The organism is Vibrio nereis NBRC 15637 (assembly GCF_001591105.1).
GTDB classification, from domain to species: domain Bacteria; phylum Pseudomonadota; class Gammaproteobacteria; order Enterobacterales; family Vibrionaceae; genus Vibrio; species Vibrio nereis.
This window is the reverse complement of the sequence record NZ_BCUD01000013.1, coordinates 21,322-40,612: the sequence shown is the minus strand read 5'-3', so window position 1 is coordinate 40,612 and position 19,291 is coordinate 21,322. Positions and strand designations below refer to the sequence as shown.

Annotated in this window: 18 protein-coding genes and 1 pseudogene; 4 read left to right on the top strand and 15 right to left on the bottom strand. The window is 46.1% G+C overall.

Annotation, left to right across the window (positions count from 1 at the left end):
- Positions 1-69: 69 nt before the first annotated feature.
- Complete coding sequence (ubiK, locus tag VNE01S_RS13765) at positions 70-321, top strand: ubiquinone biosynthesis accessory factor UbiK (protein WP_053396189.1); 252 nt, start codon at positions 70-72, stop codon at positions 319-321.
- Between the two features lie 279 nt (positions 322-600).
- Here the strand turns inward: ubiK and ilvC are convergent, their stop codons facing one another.
- Positions 601-2,085 (bottom strand): ketol-acid reductoisomerase, encoded by a 1,485-nt coding sequence (gene ilvC, locus VNE01S_RS13760; RefSeq protein ID WP_053396188.1) that lies wholly within the window; start codon positions 2,083-2,085, stop codon positions 601-603.
- Between the two features lie 145 nt (positions 2,086-2,230).
- On the opposite strand from ilvC, the gene ilvY reads away from it, so the two are divergent.
- Entirely contained in the window at positions 2,231-3,121 is an 891-nt protein-coding gene (ilvY, locus tag VNE01S_RS13755) for an HTH-type transcriptional activator IlvY (protein WP_053396187.1), read from the top strand.
- Between the two features lie 46 nt (positions 3,122-3,167).
- Here the strand turns inward: ilvY and hemN are convergent, their stop codons facing one another.
- From hemN to VNE01S_RS13730, 5 genes are all read right to left on the bottom strand, one after another.
- Positions 3,168-4,556 (bottom strand): oxygen-independent coproporphyrinogen III oxidase, encoded by a 1,389-nt coding sequence (hemN, locus tag VNE01S_RS13750; protein ID WP_053396186.1) that lies wholly within the window; start codon positions 4,554-4,556, stop codon positions 3,168-3,170.
- Positions 4,557-4,731: 175 nt separating this feature from the next.
- Positions 4,732-5,220, bottom strand: a complete 489-nt coding sequence (locus VNE01S_RS13745; protein ID WP_053396185.1) for a DUF2489 domain-containing protein — start codon at positions 5,218-5,220, stop codon at positions 4,732-4,734.
- Between the two features lie 9 nt (positions 5,221-5,229).
- A complete protein-coding gene (gene yihI / locus VNE01S_RS13740) occupies positions 5,230-5,790 on the bottom strand; it encodes a Der GTPase-activating protein YihI (protein ID WP_053396184.1) in 561 nt (186 codons plus the stop codon).
- Positions 5,790-6,428, bottom strand: a complete 639-nt coding sequence (locus VNE01S_RS13735) for a class I SAM-dependent methyltransferase (protein ID WP_053396183.1) — start codon at positions 6,426-6,428, stop codon at positions 5,790-5,792. Before VNE01S_RS13735 ends, yihI begins: the two co-directional genes overlap by 1 nt.
- Positions 6,429-7,137: 709 nt before the next feature.
- Positions 7,138-7,755 carry a c-type cytochrome gene (locus VNE01S_RS13730; RefSeq protein WP_053396182.1) on the bottom strand — a complete coding sequence of 206 codons (618 nt, stop codon included), beginning with the start codon at positions 7,753-7,755 and terminating at the stop codon, positions 7,138-7,140.
- A gap of 148 nt (positions 7,756-7,903) precedes the next feature.
- Here VNE01S_RS13730 and yihA point away from each other — a divergent pair, with 148 nt between their 5' ends.
- Positions 7,904-8,569 carry a ribosome biogenesis GTP-binding protein YihA/YsxC gene (gene yihA / locus VNE01S_RS13725; RefSeq protein ID WP_053396181.1) on the top strand — a complete coding sequence of 222 codons (666 nt, stop codon included), beginning with the start codon at positions 7,904-7,906 and terminating at the stop codon, positions 8,567-8,569.
- Between the two features lie 497 nt (positions 8,570-9,066).
- Here the strand turns inward: yihA and spfP are convergent, their stop codons facing one another.
- The 4 genes from spfP to hemB all read right to left on the bottom strand — a co-directional run bounded on the left by spfP (position 9,067) and on the right by hemB (position 14,280).
- The gene (spfP, locus tag VNE01S_RS19805) at positions 9,067-9,114 is read right to left on the bottom strand and encodes a small protein SpfP (protein ID WP_438356636.1); all 48 of its coding nucleotides are present in this window, start codon (positions 9,112-9,114) and stop codon (positions 9,067-9,069) included.
- 193 nt (positions 9,115-9,307) lie between these two features.
- On the bottom strand, positions 9,308-12,097 hold the full coding sequence (gene polA, locus VNE01S_RS13720; protein ID WP_053396180.1) for a DNA polymerase I: 2,790 nt from the start codon (positions 12,095-12,097) through the stop codon (positions 9,308-9,310).
- A gap of 601 nt (positions 12,098-12,698) precedes the next feature.
- Positions 12,699-13,151 (bottom strand): GNAT family N-acetyltransferase, encoded by a 453-nt coding sequence (locus VNE01S_RS13715; protein ID WP_053396238.1) that lies wholly within the window; start codon positions 13,149-13,151, stop codon positions 12,699-12,701.
- 82 nt (positions 13,152-13,233) lie between these two features.
- Positions 13,234-14,280 carry a porphobilinogen synthase gene (gene hemB / locus VNE01S_RS13710; protein ID WP_053396179.1) on the bottom strand — a complete coding sequence of 349 codons (1,047 nt, stop codon included), beginning with the start codon at positions 14,278-14,280 and terminating at the stop codon, positions 13,234-13,236.
- 159 nt (positions 14,281-14,439) lie between these two features.
- Between hemB and VNE01S_RS13705 the strand changes: the two genes are divergently transcribed.
- The gene (locus VNE01S_RS13705) at positions 14,440-15,201 is read left to right on the top strand and encodes a TatD family hydrolase (RefSeq protein ID WP_053396178.1); all 762 of its coding nucleotides are present in this window, start codon (positions 14,440-14,442) and stop codon (positions 15,199-15,201) included.
- Positions 15,202-15,522: 321 nt separating this feature from the next.
- On the opposite strand, the gene tatC is transcribed toward VNE01S_RS13705, so the two are convergent.
- The 5 genes and pseudogenes from tatC to VNE01S_RS13680 all read right to left on the bottom strand — a co-directional run bounded on the left by tatC (position 15,523) and on the right by VNE01S_RS13680 (position 19,281).
- Complete coding sequence (tatC, locus tag VNE01S_RS13700; RefSeq protein WP_053396177.1) at positions 15,523-16,284, bottom strand: twin-arginine translocase subunit TatC; 762 nt, start codon at positions 16,282-16,284, stop codon at positions 15,523-15,525.
- A 155-nt stretch (positions 16,285-16,439) separates the two neighbouring features.
- Positions 16,440-16,734, bottom strand: a pseudogene (tatB, locus tag VNE01S_RS13695) (Sec-independent protein translocase protein TatB); the annotation flags it as partial.
- Between the two features lie 3 nt (positions 16,735-16,737).
- Positions 16,738-16,992, bottom strand: a complete 255-nt coding sequence (gene tatA, locus VNE01S_RS13690) for a Sec-independent protein translocase subunit TatA (protein ID WP_053396175.1) — start codon at positions 16,990-16,992, stop codon at positions 16,738-16,740.
- A gap of 52 nt (positions 16,993-17,044) precedes the next feature.
- The gene (gene ubiB, locus VNE01S_RS13685; protein WP_053396174.1) at positions 17,045-18,679 is read right to left on the bottom strand and encodes a ubiquinone biosynthesis regulatory protein kinase UbiB; all 1,635 of its coding nucleotides are present in this window, start codon (positions 18,677-18,679) and stop codon (positions 17,045-17,047) included.
- Entirely contained in the window at positions 18,676-19,281 is a 606-nt protein-coding gene (locus VNE01S_RS13680; protein WP_053396173.1) for a ubiquinone biosynthesis accessory factor UbiJ, read from the bottom strand. The genes ubiB and VNE01S_RS13680 overlap by 4 nt, the downstream gene beginning before the upstream one ends.
- Between the last annotated feature and the right edge of the window lie 10 nt (positions 19,282-19,291).

The window sequence follows — 19,291 nt, the reverse complement described above, 5'->3', positions numbered from 1 at the left end:
CACCGAAATAGCGACTTTCCTGCATCAATTACATAGAATGTACGCAAAGAGACAGGAGTTTTAGTCACCATGTTTGACCCAAAGAAACTAGAGCAAATCGCTAAGCAAATTCACGACTCTATGCCAGCCCCCGTTAAAGAGCTAGGCTCGGATGTTGACCAAAAAGTTCGCCAGGTAATTCAAGGCCAACTAAACAAGCTAGATGTTGTCAGCCGTGAAGAGTTTGATGTACAAACTCAAGTGCTACTGCGTACCCGCCAAAAGCTGACAGAAATGGAAGCAAAACTGGCAGAGCTTGAAACAAAACTTGCCGACAAGTAAGCATCACTTTCAACAAAACTCAAAAGGCTGACATTAATGTGTCAGCCTTTTTTATACCTCTCTTCAAAGCAAACGCGCCGAAAACAAAAAGGCTTGGTCAACGGAGACCAAGCCTTTTAATTAGATGTTGTGTTTTATTTTGTATTTATCACTCCAGTCTGCCTGGAGTTCATTTTATGTTTTCAATGCTGTAAAGCTTAAGGTCGCGGAGGAAACACGGAGTTTGCGCGAGCAAATGAGTATTTCCGACAAAGAGATTAAGCTCTACAGCGAAGAAAATTAGCCCCCCACCGCGATGCGCTTCATATCCGTCATATACCCACGTAACTCTTCACCGATGTACTCAACTGGGTGATTACGGATGGCTTCATTCACTTCGATTAAACGCGCGTTATCTACTTGGTTAGACGTTTCACCGAGGCCTTTACCGATAACATCTGTACCGACTGAAGGCATGAACTTCTCGCGTAGTAGTGGTGTTGCTACGTTCGCGAATAGGTAGTTACCGTATTCTGCTGTATCCGAGATTACGACGTTCATCTCGTATAGGCGCTTACGAGCGATCGTGTTGGCGATTAGCGGTAGCTCGTGCAGTGACTCGTAGTACGCAGACTCATCGATGATGCCTGACGCTGTCATTGCTTCGAAAGCAAGCTCTACACCTGCGCGAACCATAGCGATCATTAGGATGCCGTTGTCAAAGTACTCTTGCTCGGAGATTTCTACGTCTGACGCTGGGTAGTTTTCGAATGCCGTTTGGCCTGTTTCTTCACGCCAGCCTAGTAGGTTTGCGTCGTCGTTCGCCCAGTCTGCCATCATAGTGCCAGAGAACTCACCTTCGATGATGTCATCCATGTGCTTGTTGTACAGCGGGCGCATTAGGTCTTTTAGCTCTTCAGAAAGCTCAAATGCTTTGATTTTCGCTGGGTTTGATAGGCGATCCATCATATGCGTGATGCCACCAAACTTCAGAGCTTCTGTTACTGTTTCCCAACCGTACTGTAGTAGTTTGCCTGCGTAACCTGGGTCGATACCTTCTGCAACCATCTTCTCGTAACATACGATAGAACCCGCTTGTAGCATGCCACATAGGATAGTTTGCTCGCCCATAAGGTCAGATTTAACTTCTGCTACAAATGAAGACTCTAGACAGCCTGCGCGGTGACCGCCCGTTGCTGCCGCCCATGCTTTGGCGATATCCCAACCTTCACCTTTAGGGTCGTTCTCTGGGTGAACCGCGATTAGCGTTGGTACACCGAAACCACGTTTGTACTCTTCACGTACTTCGGTACCCGGACACTTAGGCGCAACCATCACTACCGTTAGGTCTTTACGGATCTGCATACCTTCTTCAACTACGTTGAAACCGTGAGAGTAACCTAGTGCAGCGCCTTCTTTCATTAGCGGCATTACGGTTTCCACTACGTTAGTGTGCTGCTTGTCTGGGGTAAGGTTTACCACTAGATCTGCTTGAGGGATCAGCGTCTCGTAGCTACCTACTTCAAAACCGTTTTCTTTTGCGTTTTTGTAAGACTGACGCTGCTCATCGATCGCGGCTTGGCGAAGCGCGTAAGAAACATCAAGGCCAGAATCACGCATGTTTAAACCTTGGTTAAGACCTTGTGCGCCACAACCAACGATCACCACTTTTTTACCTTTCAGGTAATCGGCTTCTGTTGCGAACTCACTGCGGTCCATAAAGCGACAACGACCTAGTTGGTCTAGTTGCTGACGTAGGTTTAACGTATTGAAATAGTTAGCCATGGGCGGGCTCTCCTTGTAAGAATTTTTCCATTTGGTCGATATTTCTCTATCGAATGACTTGATACTAAAACAGACATTCGATTGCTTAAAGTGATATATTCACAATTAGTTATTGCAAGAAATGCAACAAGGAAATGACGCTTTCATGAACATTAAAAGTCTGCAGCTATTCATACATTTATGTGACAGCAAAAGCTTTGCCAAAACCGCCTCAGCCATGCATATCAGTCCTTCTGCGCTCAGTCGGCAAATACAAAAGCTGGAGGCGGAAACCGGGCAAGGTTTGTTTGTGCGTGATAACCGCAGCGTCGAGCTAACCCCTGCGGCCAAGAAGTTACTCCCTGTTGCACTGCGCATTATTGGAGAATGGCAGGCCTACAACTCGCAACTCAAAGGGATGGAAGAGGAATTAAAAGGAGAAATTCGCCTGTTTTGTTCGGTCACCGCCAGCTACAGTCATTTACCCAATTTGCTGACCGAGTTTCGTATTCAACACCCTTTTATCGAACTTAAATTGCAAACTGGCGACCCCGCCACCGCGATAGAACGCGTCATGGCAGATGATGTCGATGTGGCGATCTCTGCACTACCGGAGCAGCTGCCCTCTCGCATCGAGTTTGAAACGATCAGCGAAATTCCTCTCTCGGTCATTGCGCCGGTGGGCGTCAGTCACTTTGTTGATGAGTTGCAAAAAGAAAAGCCAGATTGGTCTGCAATTCCATTTATCGTGCCGGAGTCTGGCACCGCGCGTGGGCGTGCTAATGCGTGGTTTAAAAAAATGAAGATAAAGCCCAAAATTTACGCGCAAATATCTGGCCATGAAGCGATTGTGAGTATGGTCGCGCTTGGCTGTGGCGTGGGGATTGCGCCGGACGTGGTGATCAACAACAGTCCGGTCAAAGAAAAGATTCAGCGCTTAAAGGTCGCTCCTATTCGTCCGTTTAAACTGGGCGTGTGCTGTAAACGCTCCCAATTGGATAACCCTCTTGTGCAAGCACTTTGGAAAGTCGCCCAATCCACTTACATTGCCCCATAACGCAAAAAGCCACCTTAATCGGTGGCTTTTTCAATTAGTTGCTCGGTTAAATCACGCGAGAAAACTGTTGCTGACGCGCTTTGGCACGTAGGTACTTATCAAAACACATACAAATATTGCGGATTAACAAACGTCCACGCAGTGTGACTCGGATCTCGCTGTCATCCACTTCAACCAACTGGTCATCAATAAAGGTTTGCAGTAGACCTAAGTCTTCTTTGAAGTATTGATTAAAGTTAACCTCAAAACCTGACTCAATAGCGGTTTTATCCAACTTAAAGTTACAGATTAGTTGCTTGATAACTTCGCGGCGTAGCAAGTCGTCATTGTCCAGCGCGACACCTTTCCATAAAGCATGACGCTGCTCACCGACTTGCGCGTAGTACTTTTTCAGCTCTTTTTGGTTTTGCGCGTACGCGTTACCGATCATGGAAATCGCCGATACACCAAAGCCAACTAAGTCACATTCACCTTGAGTGGTGTAACCCTGGAAATTGCGGTGCAATATGCCGTTACGCTGCGCAACCGCGAGCTCGTCATCCGGCAGAGCAAAGTGGTCCATGCCGATGAACTGGTATCCCGCACCTGTCAGTGTGCTGATGGTATCTTGCAAGATCGTCATCTTCTCTTCAGCTAAAGGCAAATCTTCATCTTTGATTTTACGCTGCGCAGCGAAGAGTTGTGGCATGTGCGCGTAGTTAAATACGGATAGACGACCTGGTTGCATCTCCAACACTTGGCTCAGCGTCTTGGCAAACGACTCTTTGGTTTGCTTTGGCAGGCCATAAATCAAATCTAAGTTGGTTGAGCGGAAACCAAGCTGCTTAGCGCGTTCAACCATGGCGAAGATAAACTCTTCGTCTTGCTCACGGTTCACCAGCTTTTGCACTTCTTTGTTGAAGTCTTGTACACCGATACTCAGACGGTTAAACCCTTCGCCACGAAGGTGGTCCAGCACATCGAGTTCGATTTCACGCGGGTCGACTTCGATGCTGATTTCGGCGTCAGATTCAAAGCAAAACTCACCACGCAGAATGGCCATTAAACGACTGATCTGCGCTTTGCTCAAGAAGGTCGGAGTACCGCCGCCAAAGTGCAATTGGGTAACCTTACGACCATGCAGTAAGGCTGCTCGCGTGCGGATTTCCAGCTCTAAAACGTCTAGGTATTCATCTGCTTTGTGCGAGTGACGCGTGATGACTTTATTACAGCCGCAGTAGTAACAAAGCTTATGGCAAAACGGAATGTGAATGTAGAGAGACAGTGGTCGCTCTGGGTATTCGGTACACGCCATATCATAATCGGCAATAGTAAACGCCTCATGGAACTCCAACGCGGTCGGATATGAGGTGTAACGTGGTCCGGAGTAGTTGTATTTATCAAGAACTGCTTGGTCCCACACTATTTGCTGACTTGCGACAACTTGCTGCGACATAATGTTGTTTCCGTTTGGGCTGTAATAAATGTCCGGCGACTAAGCCTTCATCAATAGGCGGCTATTTTGCCATACACAAAGTGCACTCGTTGCTAGACAGTTCGCTTTTTAGTTAACAAAGCTAAGATTTGATAACCCGATCACTTAGTAAGAATAGAAAGTAATCGGGCTTTCTCTAGATCATTTGGATGTTGATCTGATTATTTAAAGGCTGCACCTTTTTATGAAGCAGTTTCAATTCTTCGATAATGGCATCTTGCAGACGAGATTCCGCCTTGTGACGCGCTAGATTTTGTTGCATACGCTCTTTCTTTGCCAGGTTTTGACGTTCGTCACCGCGCGGCATATCTTTTACGATATGAAACAGTTCTGAAGTGGCTGGATACTCTTTATCAAAATCAACGCGCTCTTCACCTTGAACATAGTCCATGATGTTATACACACGGATACTGATCTCAGACAAATCACACTGACCTTGGATCCCGGCCAAACACAAGACACTCACACTCTCGAAGATATTGGCGTTGCGCTTTTCAATCGCCAATTGCTTATGCTGCTCTTGCAACTCCTTTTGCTTTTTAAGCTGGAGCAGAAGGTAACCTGCATAAGACGCTAGGCCGAGAATAATGACTCCACCAGCAATGGCTAACAAGGTTACGTTCATAACAGGCTCTTATCCTTTAAATTGGTTCAGATCCAAATCTTCAAATTGCGATAGCAGATCGTCATCAGTCGCGACTTTCTTACTCGCTTTTTTCGGCGCGGTTTCTACCACTTCTTCTTCGCACTCTTCTTCCGCTGGCTCTTCTTCGTAGAGACCAAGCTGCTTCATAAGCACTTCAATGCGCTCTAGTTTCTCGTCTACGTATTTTTGCAGACCTGCACCTAGGCTATCACCGTTGTCTAGACGGTCGAGAAGCACGTTTAGTTGCGCATCGTTCTCTAGCATTTCCAGCTCTTTCTCAGCGTTAGCACGACGATCGGCTTTGCTCAGTTTTTTCGGCGCTTCAACGACTAGAGGAATTTTTTTCTTGCTACCAAGGCGTGGGTCCTGTTTTTGACCTGCGCTTTGTTGCTTTTGTGCTTTAGCTTCAGAGTTGCGCGCACCTGTCTTTAGACCTTTGCGCTTTTTCTCTCTTTTACGTAGACGTCCTTCCACGTCTGACTGTGTACGGTTACGAACAACGACTACGTCGACGTTACCACCTGATCTTGCTTTCTTACTACGGCTCATTACTGGGGCTTCCTCAGTAAAATTACATCATTACCAATAAATTCAAGCTCGAGCTGATCCCGCTCTGCCAAGTACTGAAACGTTCGGCGACTAAAGAAAACCACATGAGTTGGGTCATTTTTATAGTGCCAGCTTGCAAACGCTTCGACATTGATGACCATCTTGGTCATAAGACCAATCCAGCCACCTGGCTTAACCAAATTTAACCATTGCTGCCACACAGTATCGGGCTCGTATAAGTGCTCGATCACTTCTGTGGACGTCATAAAGTCATACTGTTTATCTAATACCGTTCTCTCTGGTTGGTAGTAGATATCGTACAAACTCATAGCATGGCCCTGTTCTTCCAACATTAATGATAACGTTGGACCTGGGCCACAGCCAAAATCTATCCCTTCAGATGCAGGGGCGATGCGTTCTAACATGGGGTCAGCAACCCGAGATAAAAAGCGTCGATAGCCTTCATCGTTTGGATCGTTTTCATGCATATCGTAGTGGGCTTTTTCAGCCTCTGCATCCAGTCTTTGTTCTGGATTGACGAACACGAGCTCACATTGCATACATTGAAGATACGCACGACGCTTATCTTCAAAGTAATGTTGGGTATCCAAGCTATGACAAAGTGGGCAATTGTGCATTGTTACATCTCCAAACAGGGATGCGAAACATACCAGAAACTGGCTTTGGAGTGGAGTACTCTTGTGCAAATAATCGTCAATTTAATAAAATTAACCAATAAAAAAAGCGATAGGTAAACCCATCGCTTTCTAAGTGCCTATTGGCGAAACTGTGTTGCACTCATGTTAGTGCACCAAATGTCCTTTTGTTTTTTGTGCTTTCCCTGCAAAAAGGTGTCGTTGTTCACCATCCTAGTGAGTTTTGGCTATCCTTTTTTACTTCCTGTATTTCGGCGATTCCTTCGCCTGATCCTTGTTACTGTCTAAACCATTAGACAAGTTGACCATCCCTATCTGGTAAGCATCCTGCCTACCCTTTCCTTTTCTTACTTGCGAGTAGAACTCACATCCCTTGAGACCATCATGGTCTGCTTTCCTGTATCAGCACCCCTGCCGATGTAGATACTTTAACGCTCTGGTTGATTGATACAATCCATCGAAGCAAAAAGTGACGCTTAAATTTCGTCAAATTTCATAAAGCTTTTAACTTCAATCAATTACAACACAGGGTTTCTTATATTTGGTCAATTGAATGGACGATCTCGCACAAAGTAATGAGAAAGATGAGAAAAGCACGCCAATCTATCAGTGTGACCGCGATCAAATGAAAAAGCCCAGAGAGAACTCTGGGCTTTTTCATTACAACTGTGCTCGAACGAATAAGTAGGGCTTAGTGCAGGCCACCAACGTATTTAGAAAGAACTGCAATATCTTCATCTGTCAGCTTTTTAGCTACATCACGCATCATCGCGTTCATGTCGTTCCCACGGTTTTCGTCGCGGAATTTTTCTAGCTGAGCTTTGATGTAATCTGCATGCTGGCCAGAGATCTTAGGAAAACCTGACAGCTCTGTACCATTACCACGTGGACCGTGACAAGCAATACAAGCAGTTAGGCCACGCTCTGCGTCACCTGCTGTGTATAGCGTTTTGCCTTGCTCCACAACATTTTCCGGTGTTGTGTTATGCGAGATAGGCAGAGATGAGTAGTAAGCCGCAAGATCTTTCATGTCTTGCTCTGACAGTGGCATTGCCATACCACTCATAACAGGGTCGTAACGACCTTGCTTACCATTACTAGTCATACCCAGCTTCAGGTCTTTCAGCTGCTTCTCAATATATTTAGCATGCTGACCTGCAAGTTTAGGGTACATTGCGAGTTGACTGTTGCCATCAGCACCATGGCAGGCAACACAAGTTTGGGATTTTGCTTTACCAGCTTCAATGCTGCCTTGGGCCCACACAGAGCAGCTGGCTAAAAGACTCAAGATTAGCGCTAATTTCTTCATGACATTCCATTATAATTATCAAGCTTCCAGTACCACTCTGCGTTAACACTCATGGTACAATAGGCGACCTTATGCCGAGCACGGTTATTTTACACAATTTCACAAAAAAGTAATCAATCGACTACACAAAGTCGAGATGGAGTTAACAGTGAGCGTAAAAATTCATTATCAAAACACCCATTTCATCACCAGCGCACCTGATATTCGTCATTTGCCTGAAGATGAAGGTATCGAAGTTGCGTTCGCAGGACGTTCCAACGCCGGTAAGTCTAGTTCGTTAAATCGCCTGACAAACCAAAAAAGTTTGGCCAAAACCAGTAAGACACCGGGCCGAACTCAGCTTATTAACTTATTCAAAGTAACCGATGGTTGCCACATTGTGGATTTACCAGGATACGGCTTTGCACAAGTACCACTCGAAATGAAGAAAAAGTGGCAAAAGTCGCTGGGCGAGTACCTGCAAAAACGCCAATGTCTGAAAGGGCTGGTTGTATTGATGGACATCCGTCATCCAATGAAAGACCTCGACCAGCAATTAATCTACTGGGCGGTAGACAGTGGTATTCCTGTGCAAGTGCTTCTGACTAAAGCAGACAAACTGAAGAGCGGAGCGCGCAAAGCTCAGGTTCTGAAGATCAAGCAAGATGCTGTCGGCTTTGGTGGTGATGTCAGCGTTGCGGCGTTTTCTTCATTAAAAGGCCTCGGTGTGGATGTGCTGCGCAACAAACTGGATGAATGGTTCGCGCCAGCATTCGCTGAAGAGCTAACGGAAGAAATCGTCCAAGAAGAGCAACAAAGCGACGAGCAAGAGTAACGTCCCAAAGCGCTCACTCTTTTAAATTGGCCTCACTATTAATAGTGGGGCTTTTTATTTGCACCGCTTTTACAGCCCCTTGTTGTGAATAGAAAGCTATAGATACAAAAATCCCCACCATCCTGGCGGGGAAACGGGAGAGAAATAGGAGGTAATAGTTATTATTTGTTTAGCATTGTTCAATCGCTCCTTTATTGCAATCCCTCACTCAAAGATAAAAACGGGCTCATTTCTTTACCAAAACAAACCTAATACATTGATCTTGATGCATTTAATAAATAGTCTCACGACAGTGCTTTACTTGGGTTATAGCTAAAAATAACCAAACTGTGATTGGAGTTTTCTTACAAAATTTGTCTAACTTTCAATTCAGGACAGAAACAGTCGAGTTGAGCTTTGGTGATGTGAATGAGGAGCGTTGCGGCGGAGCACTGGTTGGATTTTTCTTTGCCACAATAAAAAACGCCCCAGTCAAAAGGCTGACTGGGGCGGCTGAATCAGCCTAATCCAATAACGTGAAACAAAAGGTCTGAAAGATAGAACATCTTACCTCTGTACCCTACGCCGTTTAATGTACAACAATTGGTCAGAGATGCAAACTATTTTTGTAAGTTTTTTTCATTAAAGTTTTATTAAACTACATTTATCAATAACCACCTCAAACTTTTTTAGGGGTAAAAAAAAGCTGGCGTTTGTGCGCCAGCTCATGTTTAAAGGTCAATATTGGTCAATAAACGTCTAATGCGCTTGATCCCAGTTGTCACCGTGACCAGCTTCAGCAATTAATGGCACATCTAGCTGTGCTGCTGATTCCATCAATTGTTGTACTTTACTTTCAATTTCGGCCAAAGATGACTCTTGCACTTCGAAGACCAATTCATCGTGCACCTGCATCAGTAGCTTCACGCGACCATCACCTTCTTTTTGAATCCACTCATCCACAAGCAACATGGCTTTTTTGATGATATCGGCAGCGGTACCTTGCATTGGTGCGTTAATCGCCGCACGCTCAGCTGCTTTGCGGCGCATCCCGTTACGCGATTTAATCTCAGGTAAGTGCAGTCGACGACCAAAAATGGTTTCCACATAGCCCTGCTCTGCAGCCGTGCTACGAGTGTCTTCCATGTATTGCATCACACCTGGGTAACGCTCGAAGTATCGATCCATGTATTCTTGCGCTTCACCGCGAGGAATTCCTAACTGTTTGGCCAGGCCAAAGGCACTCATACCGTAAATCAGGCCAAAGTTAACCGCTTTAGCACGACGACGCTGTTCAGAGCTCACTTGATCAATGGTTGTACCCATAATTTCGGCAGCCGTTGCCGCGTGGATATCTTTACCTTGCTGGAAGGCTTCAAGCAGGGCTTTATCACCCGATAGATGGGCCATAATGCGCAGTTCAATTTGCGAGTAATCGACAGCCATGATCTTATAGCTATGCGGGGCAATGAATGCCTGACGAATGCGGCGACCTTCTTCGTTACGAATTGGAATGTTCTGTAAGTTTGGATCGGTTGAAGATAGACGACCTGTCGCTGTCACTGCCTGATGATAAGACGTATGCACTCGGCCTGTCTCTGGGTTAATCATCTTCGGCAACTTATCCGTGTAAGTTGACTTCAGCTTCGCCAAGCCGCGGTATTCCAGAATCAATTTTGGCAACGGGTAATCCAGTGCCAGCTCTTGCAGCACCTCTTCATTGGTCGAAGGTGTGCCAGATGGGGTTTTCTTGACAACTGGTAGGCCCATCTTCTCGAATAAGATCGCTTGCAGCTGTTTCGGAGAGTTCATATTGAACTCTTGTTCCGCCACTTCATACGCTTTTTGTTCAAGCTCATCCAAACGCTGGGCAATTTCTTGTGACTGAGCCGCCAGCTTCATGTCATCGATCATCACACCAGTACGCTCAATGCGCGATAACACTGGCACCAACGGTATTTCAATATCGTCGTAGATGGCCTTTAACTTGTCATCGTTCTCAATACTCGCGATCAGACGATTGTGCAAACGCAGTGTCACATCCGCGTCTTCCGCAGCGTAAGGAGCGGCTTCATCCAACTCAATCTGGTTGAATGTGAGCTGTTTTTTGCCCTTTCCAGCGATTTGTTCAAATGAAATGCAGCTGTGCTGAAGGAAACGCAGTGCCAGGCTATCCATATCATGCTTACCGCCGACACTGTTGTAGACGTAAGACGCGAGCATGGTGTCGTGCTTGATGCCCTTCATTTCAATGCCGTATCGCGCTAAAACGCTGGCATCGTATTTTAGGTTCTGCCCGACTTTGGCTTGCTCCTCGTCTTCTAGGATTGGTTTTAACTGCGCCAACACCCAGTCACGCTCTAACTGTTGTGGTGCATCAAGGTAATCGTGCGCCACAGGTACATAAGCCGCGACACCTTCTTCTGTCGCAAAAGATAAACCGACTAGGTTCGCGACCATGTAATCTAGGCTGTCGGTTTCAGTATCAAAGGCAAACACCTCTGCCGCTTTAAGCTTTTCCAACCAAGCGTTGAAAGTTTCTTGGTCTAGAATCGTTTCGTACTGACTACGATCGATAGTTACCGCCGGTGTGTCTAATTCAGGCGCTTTTTTCGCGGAAGATGCAGCTTTACCCGATTTTTCAACCGCTTCAACGACACCTGTACCACCATCTAGCAACTCGTTGAGCCAAGATTTGAATACCAGCTGACCATAAAGCTTGATCAGTTCATCTTTATTTGGCGTGGTTTTGATCAGAGAGTCTGGGGTTTCCTCTAACTCTACGTCCAACTTAATGGTCGCGAGTTGGTAAGAAAGCATCGCATTCTCTTTATTGTCTAGCAGCTTTTTCGCCATGGTCTTGGAGCCGCGGAAACCGAGCGGTGCGATGTCATCAAGGTTGTCATACAGCTTGTCTAAGCCACCAATGCCTTGGAGTAATGCTGTCGCTGTTTTATCACCAACGCCTGGTACACCCGGGATGTTATCCACCTTATCGCCCATCAACGCGAGATAGTCGATGATCAACTCAGGCGGGATACCAAATTTCTCAATCACACCTTCGCGATCCATCACGACGTTCGTCATGGTATTGATCAGGGTAACGTTGTCATCCACCAGCTGCGCCATATCTTTATCGCCCGTGCTGATCAAAACCGGCATACCTTGCTGTGATGCCTGGTATGCCAACGTACCGATCACGTCATCGGCTTCCACACCTGGAATGCAAATTAGTGGTAAACCCATGGCGCGAATCACGTCGTACAACGGTTCTATCTGGCAGCGCAAGTCATCTGGCATAGGCGGACGATTGGCTTTGTATTCCGTATACATTTCATCACGGAATGTTTTCCCTTTTGCATCAAACACAACCGCGATTCTTTCACTACTGAATTGACGCATCATACTGCGAAGCATGTTGACCACACCGTAAACAGCGTTGGTTGGGATATCACCATTGCTCATGGTGCCCGGATAAGCGTGAAATGCACGATATAGATAAGAAGAGCCATCAATCAGGATCAATGGGTTGTCTGGAATACGAGCCATAGTCTTTTAGTATCCATAAAATAAAGATCTGCTTAGGATGCCATGACTCCTCCAGTGAATCCATTTTAACTCCAACAATACTACTCACACATTGTGATGATTGTTTTTCCACTGCAAGCACCCACTTGTGGATAACTCTGTTTATATTATTTATCCACTGACTATTAACGGGGATAATCAAAGGCCAAAATAAAACCTAAACCATTGTAAATAAACAACAAAAATACAGATCGATCGCAAGAAGATCGATCTAATTACGATCCTCGATTGTGGACAAGACTATTGGTGCCCTTTTATTCACTCTTGATCTTCAGGCATAAAAAAAGCGACATCTAATGATGTCGCCTAGCAAAAAAGGGTCAAAGCGGATTCATATGAATATGGGCTTTGCCGTAAAGCTATAAATTACACTGGAAGCAATGTGAGCAATGTCGTGTCAAAAAGAACTCGTGCAAGTTCGTTTAAATTCAGTGTCATCACCGTCTCCAATATTGAATCTGGTAACTCGACGTCCTTGTGAACTTCTCTCATTCCCTAAGACGAGATAAATAATAACCATTCTCATTTGATGCGTCAACACCTAAATGAGAAAAAATCTCATTTAATTTTTATGACCGTTTTGTAAAGGCTTCACAAAGTGAATACGGTGTTCGATCACAAGCTCTTTTTCTTCGATTCCCTCAATCAGGTAACCATTCCTTAATAGCAGCCTGAGCATCGCTGGATACTGGTTGCGTGACTTCACTTTGATCCGATCATAGCCACGCTGGCGAACCCAAATTTCTTGTGCTTCTAATAGCGCCTGCGCAACACCTTTATTTCTCGCTCGGCTGGTCACTCCGCCGAACCAACTGTAAAACGTGTTCTTATCCCTCTCATAACCAATTTTAAAACCAAGAATGTGGCCTTTTTCTTCCGCGACCAGGATCAGAGAGCGCTTCCCCGCTAAACGGTCAGACAAAGACGCGACACTTTCTTTACTGACAAACTCGTCTATTTGGTTAGCCGCCAGAACACACTCCTGTAGCGTCCCTTGCCGATACGTCACTGCCATAACACTTTCCTCAGATAGAACAAAGGCCAGCAGTTGCTGGCCTTTGGCGATCATCGATTAACCAGATTTGTAAGGTCTCTTTTTACTCAGCGTCTTTCAAATACTGAGATGCTTGCGCATTTTCTGCCGCTAACCACTCCGCCACGTCTTTTGCAAAGTACGTTAAGATGCCATCTGCACCCGCACGCTTAAAGCAAAGTAGTGACTCCATTACGGTGTCTTTTTCTTTCAACCAACCATTTTGGAACGCGGCTTTATGCATCGCATACTCGCCAGACACTTGGTAGGCAAAAGTTGGCACCTTAAGCTCGGATTTAACACGGCGAACCACGTCTAGATATGGCATACCTGGTTTCACCATCACCATATCTGCGCCTTCACTCACGTCTAGCGCAACTTCATGGATGGCCTCATCACTGTTGGCCGGATCCATTTGGTAGTTCTTCTTATTGCCACCTTTAAGGTTGCTTGATGAGCCGACTGCATCACGGAACGGGCCGTAGTAGCATGACGCGTATTTCGCTGAGTACGCCATGATTTGTGTGTTGATGTGCCCTGCTTGCTCAAGTGCTTCGCGAATCGCACCAATGCGGCCATCCATCATATCTGATGGCGCAATCACGTCCGCGCCTGCTTCAGCGTGTGACAGTGCTTGTTTCACCAAGACTTTGGTGGTTTCATCATTTAACACGTAGCCATCTTCATCAATGATGCCGTCTTGGCCGTGGGTTGTGAACGGGTCTAGCGCCACGTCTGTGATCACACCGATTTCTGGCACGTGCTCTTTCAAAGAGCGGACTGCACGCTGCACTAAGCCTTCTGGGTTATACGCTTCTGTCGCACACAAGCTTTTTGCATCTTGGTTGACCACAGGGAATAGAGCAATCGCAGGGACACCTAGTTGAGCCAGGTACTGCGCTTCTTCTAGCATCAGGTCGATAGACAAACGCTCGATGCCAGGCATGGATTCAACGGTCTCACGACGATCTTTCCCCATCAGGATGAACATCGGGTAAATAAGATCGTTTACCGACAACTGGTTTTCAGCCATAAGACGACGACTAAAGTCATGTTTACGCATACGGCGCATACGACGGCCAGGGAATTGACCTTGAATGGAAACTGACACTCTATTCTCCTTGTCTGGTGAAAGTGTTGTGAAACTGCTTGAGCTGCATAATATCACTCCAAACGGTTGAGACCAGTGACAGAATAGAAAAATGCAAAAAATGACCAAAGGCTCACACTGCCTTATACTCTCCCCATCTAAGCAGACTTGAGAAACAACATGATCGATACGCACGCCCACATTTATGCCAGTGAATTTGATAATGACCGTGATCAGGTCGTTGAACGCGCTTTGGCTCAGGGCATTGAAAAGATTCTATTGCCAAACATCGACCTTGAGTCCATCGAACTGATGCTCAAGACAGAAGCGGCCTATCCAGAGGTGTGCCGCTCGATGATGGGCCTACATCCGTGTTATGTGGATAGTAATGTAGAGCAAACGCTTGAGGTGATTCATTCTTGGTTTGCCAAGCACAATTTTATCGCGGTGGGTGAAATCGGCATCGACCTGTACTGGGATAAAACCTATAAAGCAGAACAAGAAATGGCGTTCACCACTCAGCTCAACTGGGCCAAAGAAATGAATTTGCCTGTCGTGATCCATACGCGAGATTCAATTCAAGAAACATTGTCGCTGCTAGAGAAAGAGCAAGATGGCTCACTGTCTGGTGTATTCCATTGTTTTGGTGGCAGCGTCGAAGAAGCAAAAGCCATCAATGACCTCGGCTTCCACCTTGGACTCGGTGGTGTCACCACGTTTAAGAATGGTGGTATGGATAAAGTGATCCCCCACCTAAATATGGACTATGTTGTACTCGAAACCGACTGCCCTTACCTCGCACCGGTGCCACACCGCGGTAAGCGCAACGAGCCGTCCTACATCCCGCTGATTGCGGAGCGTATTGCCTCACTCACGGAATTATCTGTGGAAGATGTCATAAGAGTCACTGATAAAAATGTTAACCAGCTATTTCTATTGTGAAAATACGCACATTTTTAGTGGATATTATTGCAACATAATGTGAACTAATACTCATGTTCAACTTTAATACGAACAGCAACTAGATTACTATTACGCCTCTAACAAATATAAAACAGGTGTCATACATGTGTGATCATAGTAATTACTTACAAAGAAAGCACCGTACGTTTTGGCAAAAGTTGCTAGGTATTAAAGAAGTCTATGTGTGTTCAAACTGTGGGCATGTCATCAAGATCCGATAATGCTTAAGCGTTGTAACCTTAATCCAAGGCTTACTCTTCTACACTAAAAAAGGTTGGCATTTGCCAACCTTTTTTATATTTAACTCTCGCTTTCTGTCTCTTCATCGTCGTTTTCTTCTTTCTTACGCACATAAAAGCGCGCAAAGAACAAACCAACTTCAAACAGCAAACACATTGGAATCGCCAACAACGTCTGCGAGATCATATCTGGTGGTGTCAGCATCATCCCAACGACGAATGCCGCAACCACAATATAAGGTCGTTTCTCACCGAGACTTTTCGGGGTTGTCGCTCCAGTCCAACACAACAGAATAATCGCGACCGGCACTTCAAACGCGATACCAAACGCCAAAAACAGCGCGAGCACGAAATCGAGGTAACTCGAAATGTCCGTCGCAAACTCGACGCCACCAAGAGAAATAGCGGTAAAGAAACCAAATACCAGCGGGAAGACCACATAGTACGCAAACGCCACACCACAATAGAATAAGAGCGAACTTGAAAACATTAACGGCATAATCAAACGACGTTCATGTTTATACAAGCCAGGCGCCACAAACGCCCATACCTGATGAAGGATGAACGGTACGGCGACAAAGACGGATGCGATCAATGTCAGCTTTAGTGGGGTAAAAAATGGCGATGCAACGTCTGTTGCGATCATGGTCGCCCCTTCAGGTAAACGTTCTACCAAGGGCTTCGAGATAAACTCGTAAATTTCGTTAGAAAAATAGATCAGGCCAACGAACACCACCAAAATTGCTAAAATAGCTTTTAGTAGGCGGTTTCGAAGTTCTAAAAGATGGCTGATCAAAGGTTGTGTCTGCTCAACCGAAGACATGGCTAACCTCGTTTATAAGATCAAAAAGGAGCCGCACGACATGCAGCTCCTCCAGAGAGACTATTCGGCTTTCTTATCTGCTGTAGACTCGCGAGTGTCTGATGCAGTACCGCTTTCACTCTCTGCATCGTCCGCTTTCTTTTCTGCGGATTGCTCACTCGCATAAGGACGCTGGACTTCTTGCGCGGCTCGTTTGAGCTCTTCAACAGAAGATTTCAGCTGAGGAGCTAAATCCTCCATGCCCATCTGCTCAGCTTTACGCAAGTTATCTTGCAGCTCCTGTACCTTCAGCTCATGTGAGAGTTCGTCTTTCACACTATTCGCCATGTTTTTCGCAGCACCAACAAATCGGGATATACTACGAATGGCATGAGGTAAACGCTCAGGTCCAAGAACCACCAGCCCGACGACAGATATTAATACCAGTTCCCAAAAACCGATATCAAACACGTCTTATGCCTGCTCTTTGTCTTTCTTAGTTTCAGAAGTCTCTGCTGACTTCTGCTGTTCGATGTTCTTTGGTTCAAAGTCCGCATCTTTGCTCGCGTCCGCGTCTTTCTTTGCAGACTCGTCGTCATTGATTGCTTTCTTGAAACCTTTCACAGCACTACCTAGATCACCACCGATGTTGCGTAGCTTTTTTGTACCAAAAAGCAGAATAACAATCACAGCAATGATCAGAAGTTGCCAAATACTAATACCACCCATTTTTCTTTACCTCGGGTCTTATTAAAAATAACTTATTTAAAGAGTTTAACGCCTATTGACGGTAAGCTCGCCAACTAAGCAACCAAAATGTGACACCGCCAATAGCGCTTGCCATAGAAAGCTGCTCAAAGGTGCTGTTGACTAATATTGCCGAGCATACGACCAATGTAGCCCCAACACCAAATAAAAATTTCCCTGTCGCCTGCTGACGTTTAGTTGAGCGGTACCCTTGGTAGAGTTGATCCATGCGCTCATTCATCATTTTGCCCTGACGTAAGCTATCGTAAAGTAGCTCCGGCAGTTCAGGTAATTTCTCTGCCCAGAATGGTGCCCTGTCTTTTACGGCATTAATGACCGCTTTTGGTCCCACCTGATTCATCATCCACTCTTCTAGGAATGGCTTGGCCGTTTCCCACAGATCAAGCTGCGGATAAAGCTGACGCCCTAAGCCTTCGACGTAGAGTAGCGTTTTTTGCAACAGTACCAGCTGCGGTTGCACCTCCATATGGAATCGACGTGCCGTGTTAAACAGGTTCAACAGGACGTGACCAAAGGAGATTTCACACAATGGTTTCGCGAAGATGGGTTCACATACAATGCGAATCGCAAATTCAAACTCGTCGATATTGGTTTCACGTGGAACCCAACCGGACTCAACATGTAATTCTGCGACACGGCGATAGTCTCGGTTGAAAAACGCCAAGAAGTTTTCCGCCAAGTAACGCTTATCTTCGCTATTCAACGTACCGACAATGCCACAATCCAGCCCTATCCACTGAGGGTTTTCTGGATGCTTAGGCTCAACAAACACGTTGCCCGGGTGCATGTCAGCATGGAAGAAGCTGTCGCGAAACACCTGGGTGAAGAACACACTTACACCACGTTCAGCCAGAAGCTTCATGTTGGTGCCGTTTGCCTTCAACCCTTCAATATCAGAGACTTGAATGCCATATATTCGCTCAGAAACCATGACAGTTTTATTACTGTAGTCAGAAAAAACTTCTGGAACGTACAGCTCTTCGCTGCCTTCAAAGTTTCTGCGCAACTGAATCGCATTGGCGGCCTCTCGGCGCAGATCCAGCTCATCGAGCAAAGTCTTCTCGTACTCACGTACCACTTCAACAGGTTTCAAACGACGTGCTTCAGGAAGTGCTTTGGCGACTATACGTGCCATTCGGTACATCAGTTTTAGATCTGCATCAATGACGGGGCGAATATCTGGCCTGATGACCTTTAATACTACTTCTTGGTTAGTCTCTTTGAGCTTGGCAGTATGCACCTGAGCGATCGAGGCCGAAGCTAACGGTTTTACATCAAAGTCAGTAAACCAGTTCTCTAGCGCTCCACCCAGTTCTTCTTCCATCTGCTCTTTGGCGCGCTCACCATCAAATGGCGACACTTGGTCTTGCAGCAAGGCAAGTGGATCAGCGATATGAGGAGGGAACAGATCGCGCCGAGTCGACATCATCTGGCCGAACTTGATCCATACAGGCCCAAGCTCCTGAAGTGCTAATCGTAAACGCTCACCCAGCTCTTTTTCTGGGTGCTTGTTCTTGATCCAAAACAGTCCTTTACGCGCTAGCAAAGGGGCTTTGGAGAGGTGGTGATTAGGCAGCAGTTCATCAAGACCATATTCGAGCTGAACTTTAGTGATATGGTATAAACGCTTTAGTTCAGCCGGGGTCATGTGCGCTCCAGAAGTTGATTCAACTTGGCTTCTACGCGTGCGGCATGGCTTTTCAGTTCATCCACTTGATCGCAGAAATGCGCGACCTCTAACGGTGCTGGCGCAATTTTCCACTCTTCCGTCAGTACCTGACCAAGATGGCTTTGGTGCTTATTGGCCTGAGCTTTGACAAACTGACCGAAGTTCTCCGCCCCTTTCACCAACGTGTGTGCAACGACATCACCTGTGGCGCGGGACAGCCACTCTTCAATGTCTGGCTTGCAGTCGGTCATAAGCTGGGAAAACTTCTGCGCTAACTGAATATCCCCTTCCAGCACCAGCTTATCTTGTTTGATCAGCTTGGTGATGTTTGACTGATCGCGTAACTCTGGCAGTACGGCCAAGTTAAGCGATAAATAACAGTCCGGCTCACCTTCGTAGTTCGCCAACACATCGATTTGCTGACTGAAGACAAACGTCAGGGTTTTGTTGAGTTCTTTCAGATGCACCTGAATGACTTGGCCTTTCAAGCGCGCAAGACGACGACCCAACTCAGGATCGTCTTTAATCAAAGTGTTTAGGGACGTTTCAACGACCGCCGTTACCAGAGGATCAAATGGCATAGTACCCCTA

What these genes read in the sequence shown, in the direction of transcription:
- ubiK (WP_053396189.1), top strand. Translation starts at nt 70, where the DNA reads ATGTTTGACCCAAAGAAACTAGAGCAAATCGCTAAGCAAATTCACGAC.
- ilvC (WP_053396188.1), bottom strand. Translation starts at nt 2,085, where the DNA reads ATGGCTAACTATTTCAATACGTTAAACCTACGTCAGCAACTAGACCAA.
- ilvY (WP_053396187.1), top strand. Translation starts at nt 2,231, where the DNA reads ATGAACATTAAAAGTCTGCAGCTATTCATACATTTATGTGACAGCAAA.
- hemN (WP_053396186.1), bottom strand. Translation starts at nt 4,556, where the DNA reads ATGTCGCAGCAAGTTGTCGCAAGTCAGCAAATAGTGTGGGACCAAGCA.
- VNE01S_RS13745 (WP_053396185.1), bottom strand. Translation starts at nt 5,220, where the DNA reads ATGAACGTAACCTTGTTAGCCATTGCTGGTGGAGTCATTATTCTCGGC.
- yihI (WP_053396184.1), bottom strand. Translation starts at nt 5,790, where the DNA reads ATGAGCCGTAGTAAGAAAGCAAGATCAGGTGGTAACGTCGACGTAGTC.
- VNE01S_RS13735 (WP_053396183.1), bottom strand. Translation starts at nt 6,428, where the DNA reads ATGCACAATTGCCCACTTTGTCATAGCTTGGATACCCAACATTACTTT.
- VNE01S_RS13730 (WP_053396182.1), bottom strand. Translation starts at nt 7,755, where the DNA reads ATGAAGAAATTAGCGCTAATCTTGAGTCTTTTAGCCAGCTGCTCTGTG.
- polA (WP_053396180.1), bottom strand. Translation starts at nt 12,097, where the DNA reads ATGGCTCGTATTCCAGACAACCCATTGATCCTGATTGATGGCTCTTCT.
- VNE01S_RS13715 (WP_053396238.1), bottom strand. Translation starts at nt 13,151, where the DNA reads ATGGCAGTGACGTATCGGCAAGGGACGCTACAGGAGTGTGTTCTGGCG.
- VNE01S_RS13705 (WP_053396178.1), top strand. Translation starts at nt 14,440, where the DNA reads ATGATCGATACGCACGCCCACATTTATGCCAGTGAATTTGATAATGAC.
- tatC (WP_053396177.1), bottom strand. Translation starts at nt 16,284, where the DNA reads ATGTCTTCGGTTGAGCAGACACAACCTTTGATCAGCCATCTTTTAGAA.
- tatA (WP_053396175.1), bottom strand. Translation starts at nt 16,992, where the DNA reads ATGGGTGGTATTAGTATTTGGCAACTTCTGATCATTGCTGTGATTGTT.
- ubiB (WP_053396174.1), bottom strand. Translation starts at nt 18,679, where the DNA reads ATGACCCCGGCTGAACTAAAGCGTTTATACCATATCACTAAAGTTCAG.
- VNE01S_RS13680 (WP_053396173.1), bottom strand. Translation starts at nt 19,281, where the DNA reads ATGCCATTTGATCCTCTGGTAACGGCGGTCGTTGAAACGTCCCTAAAC.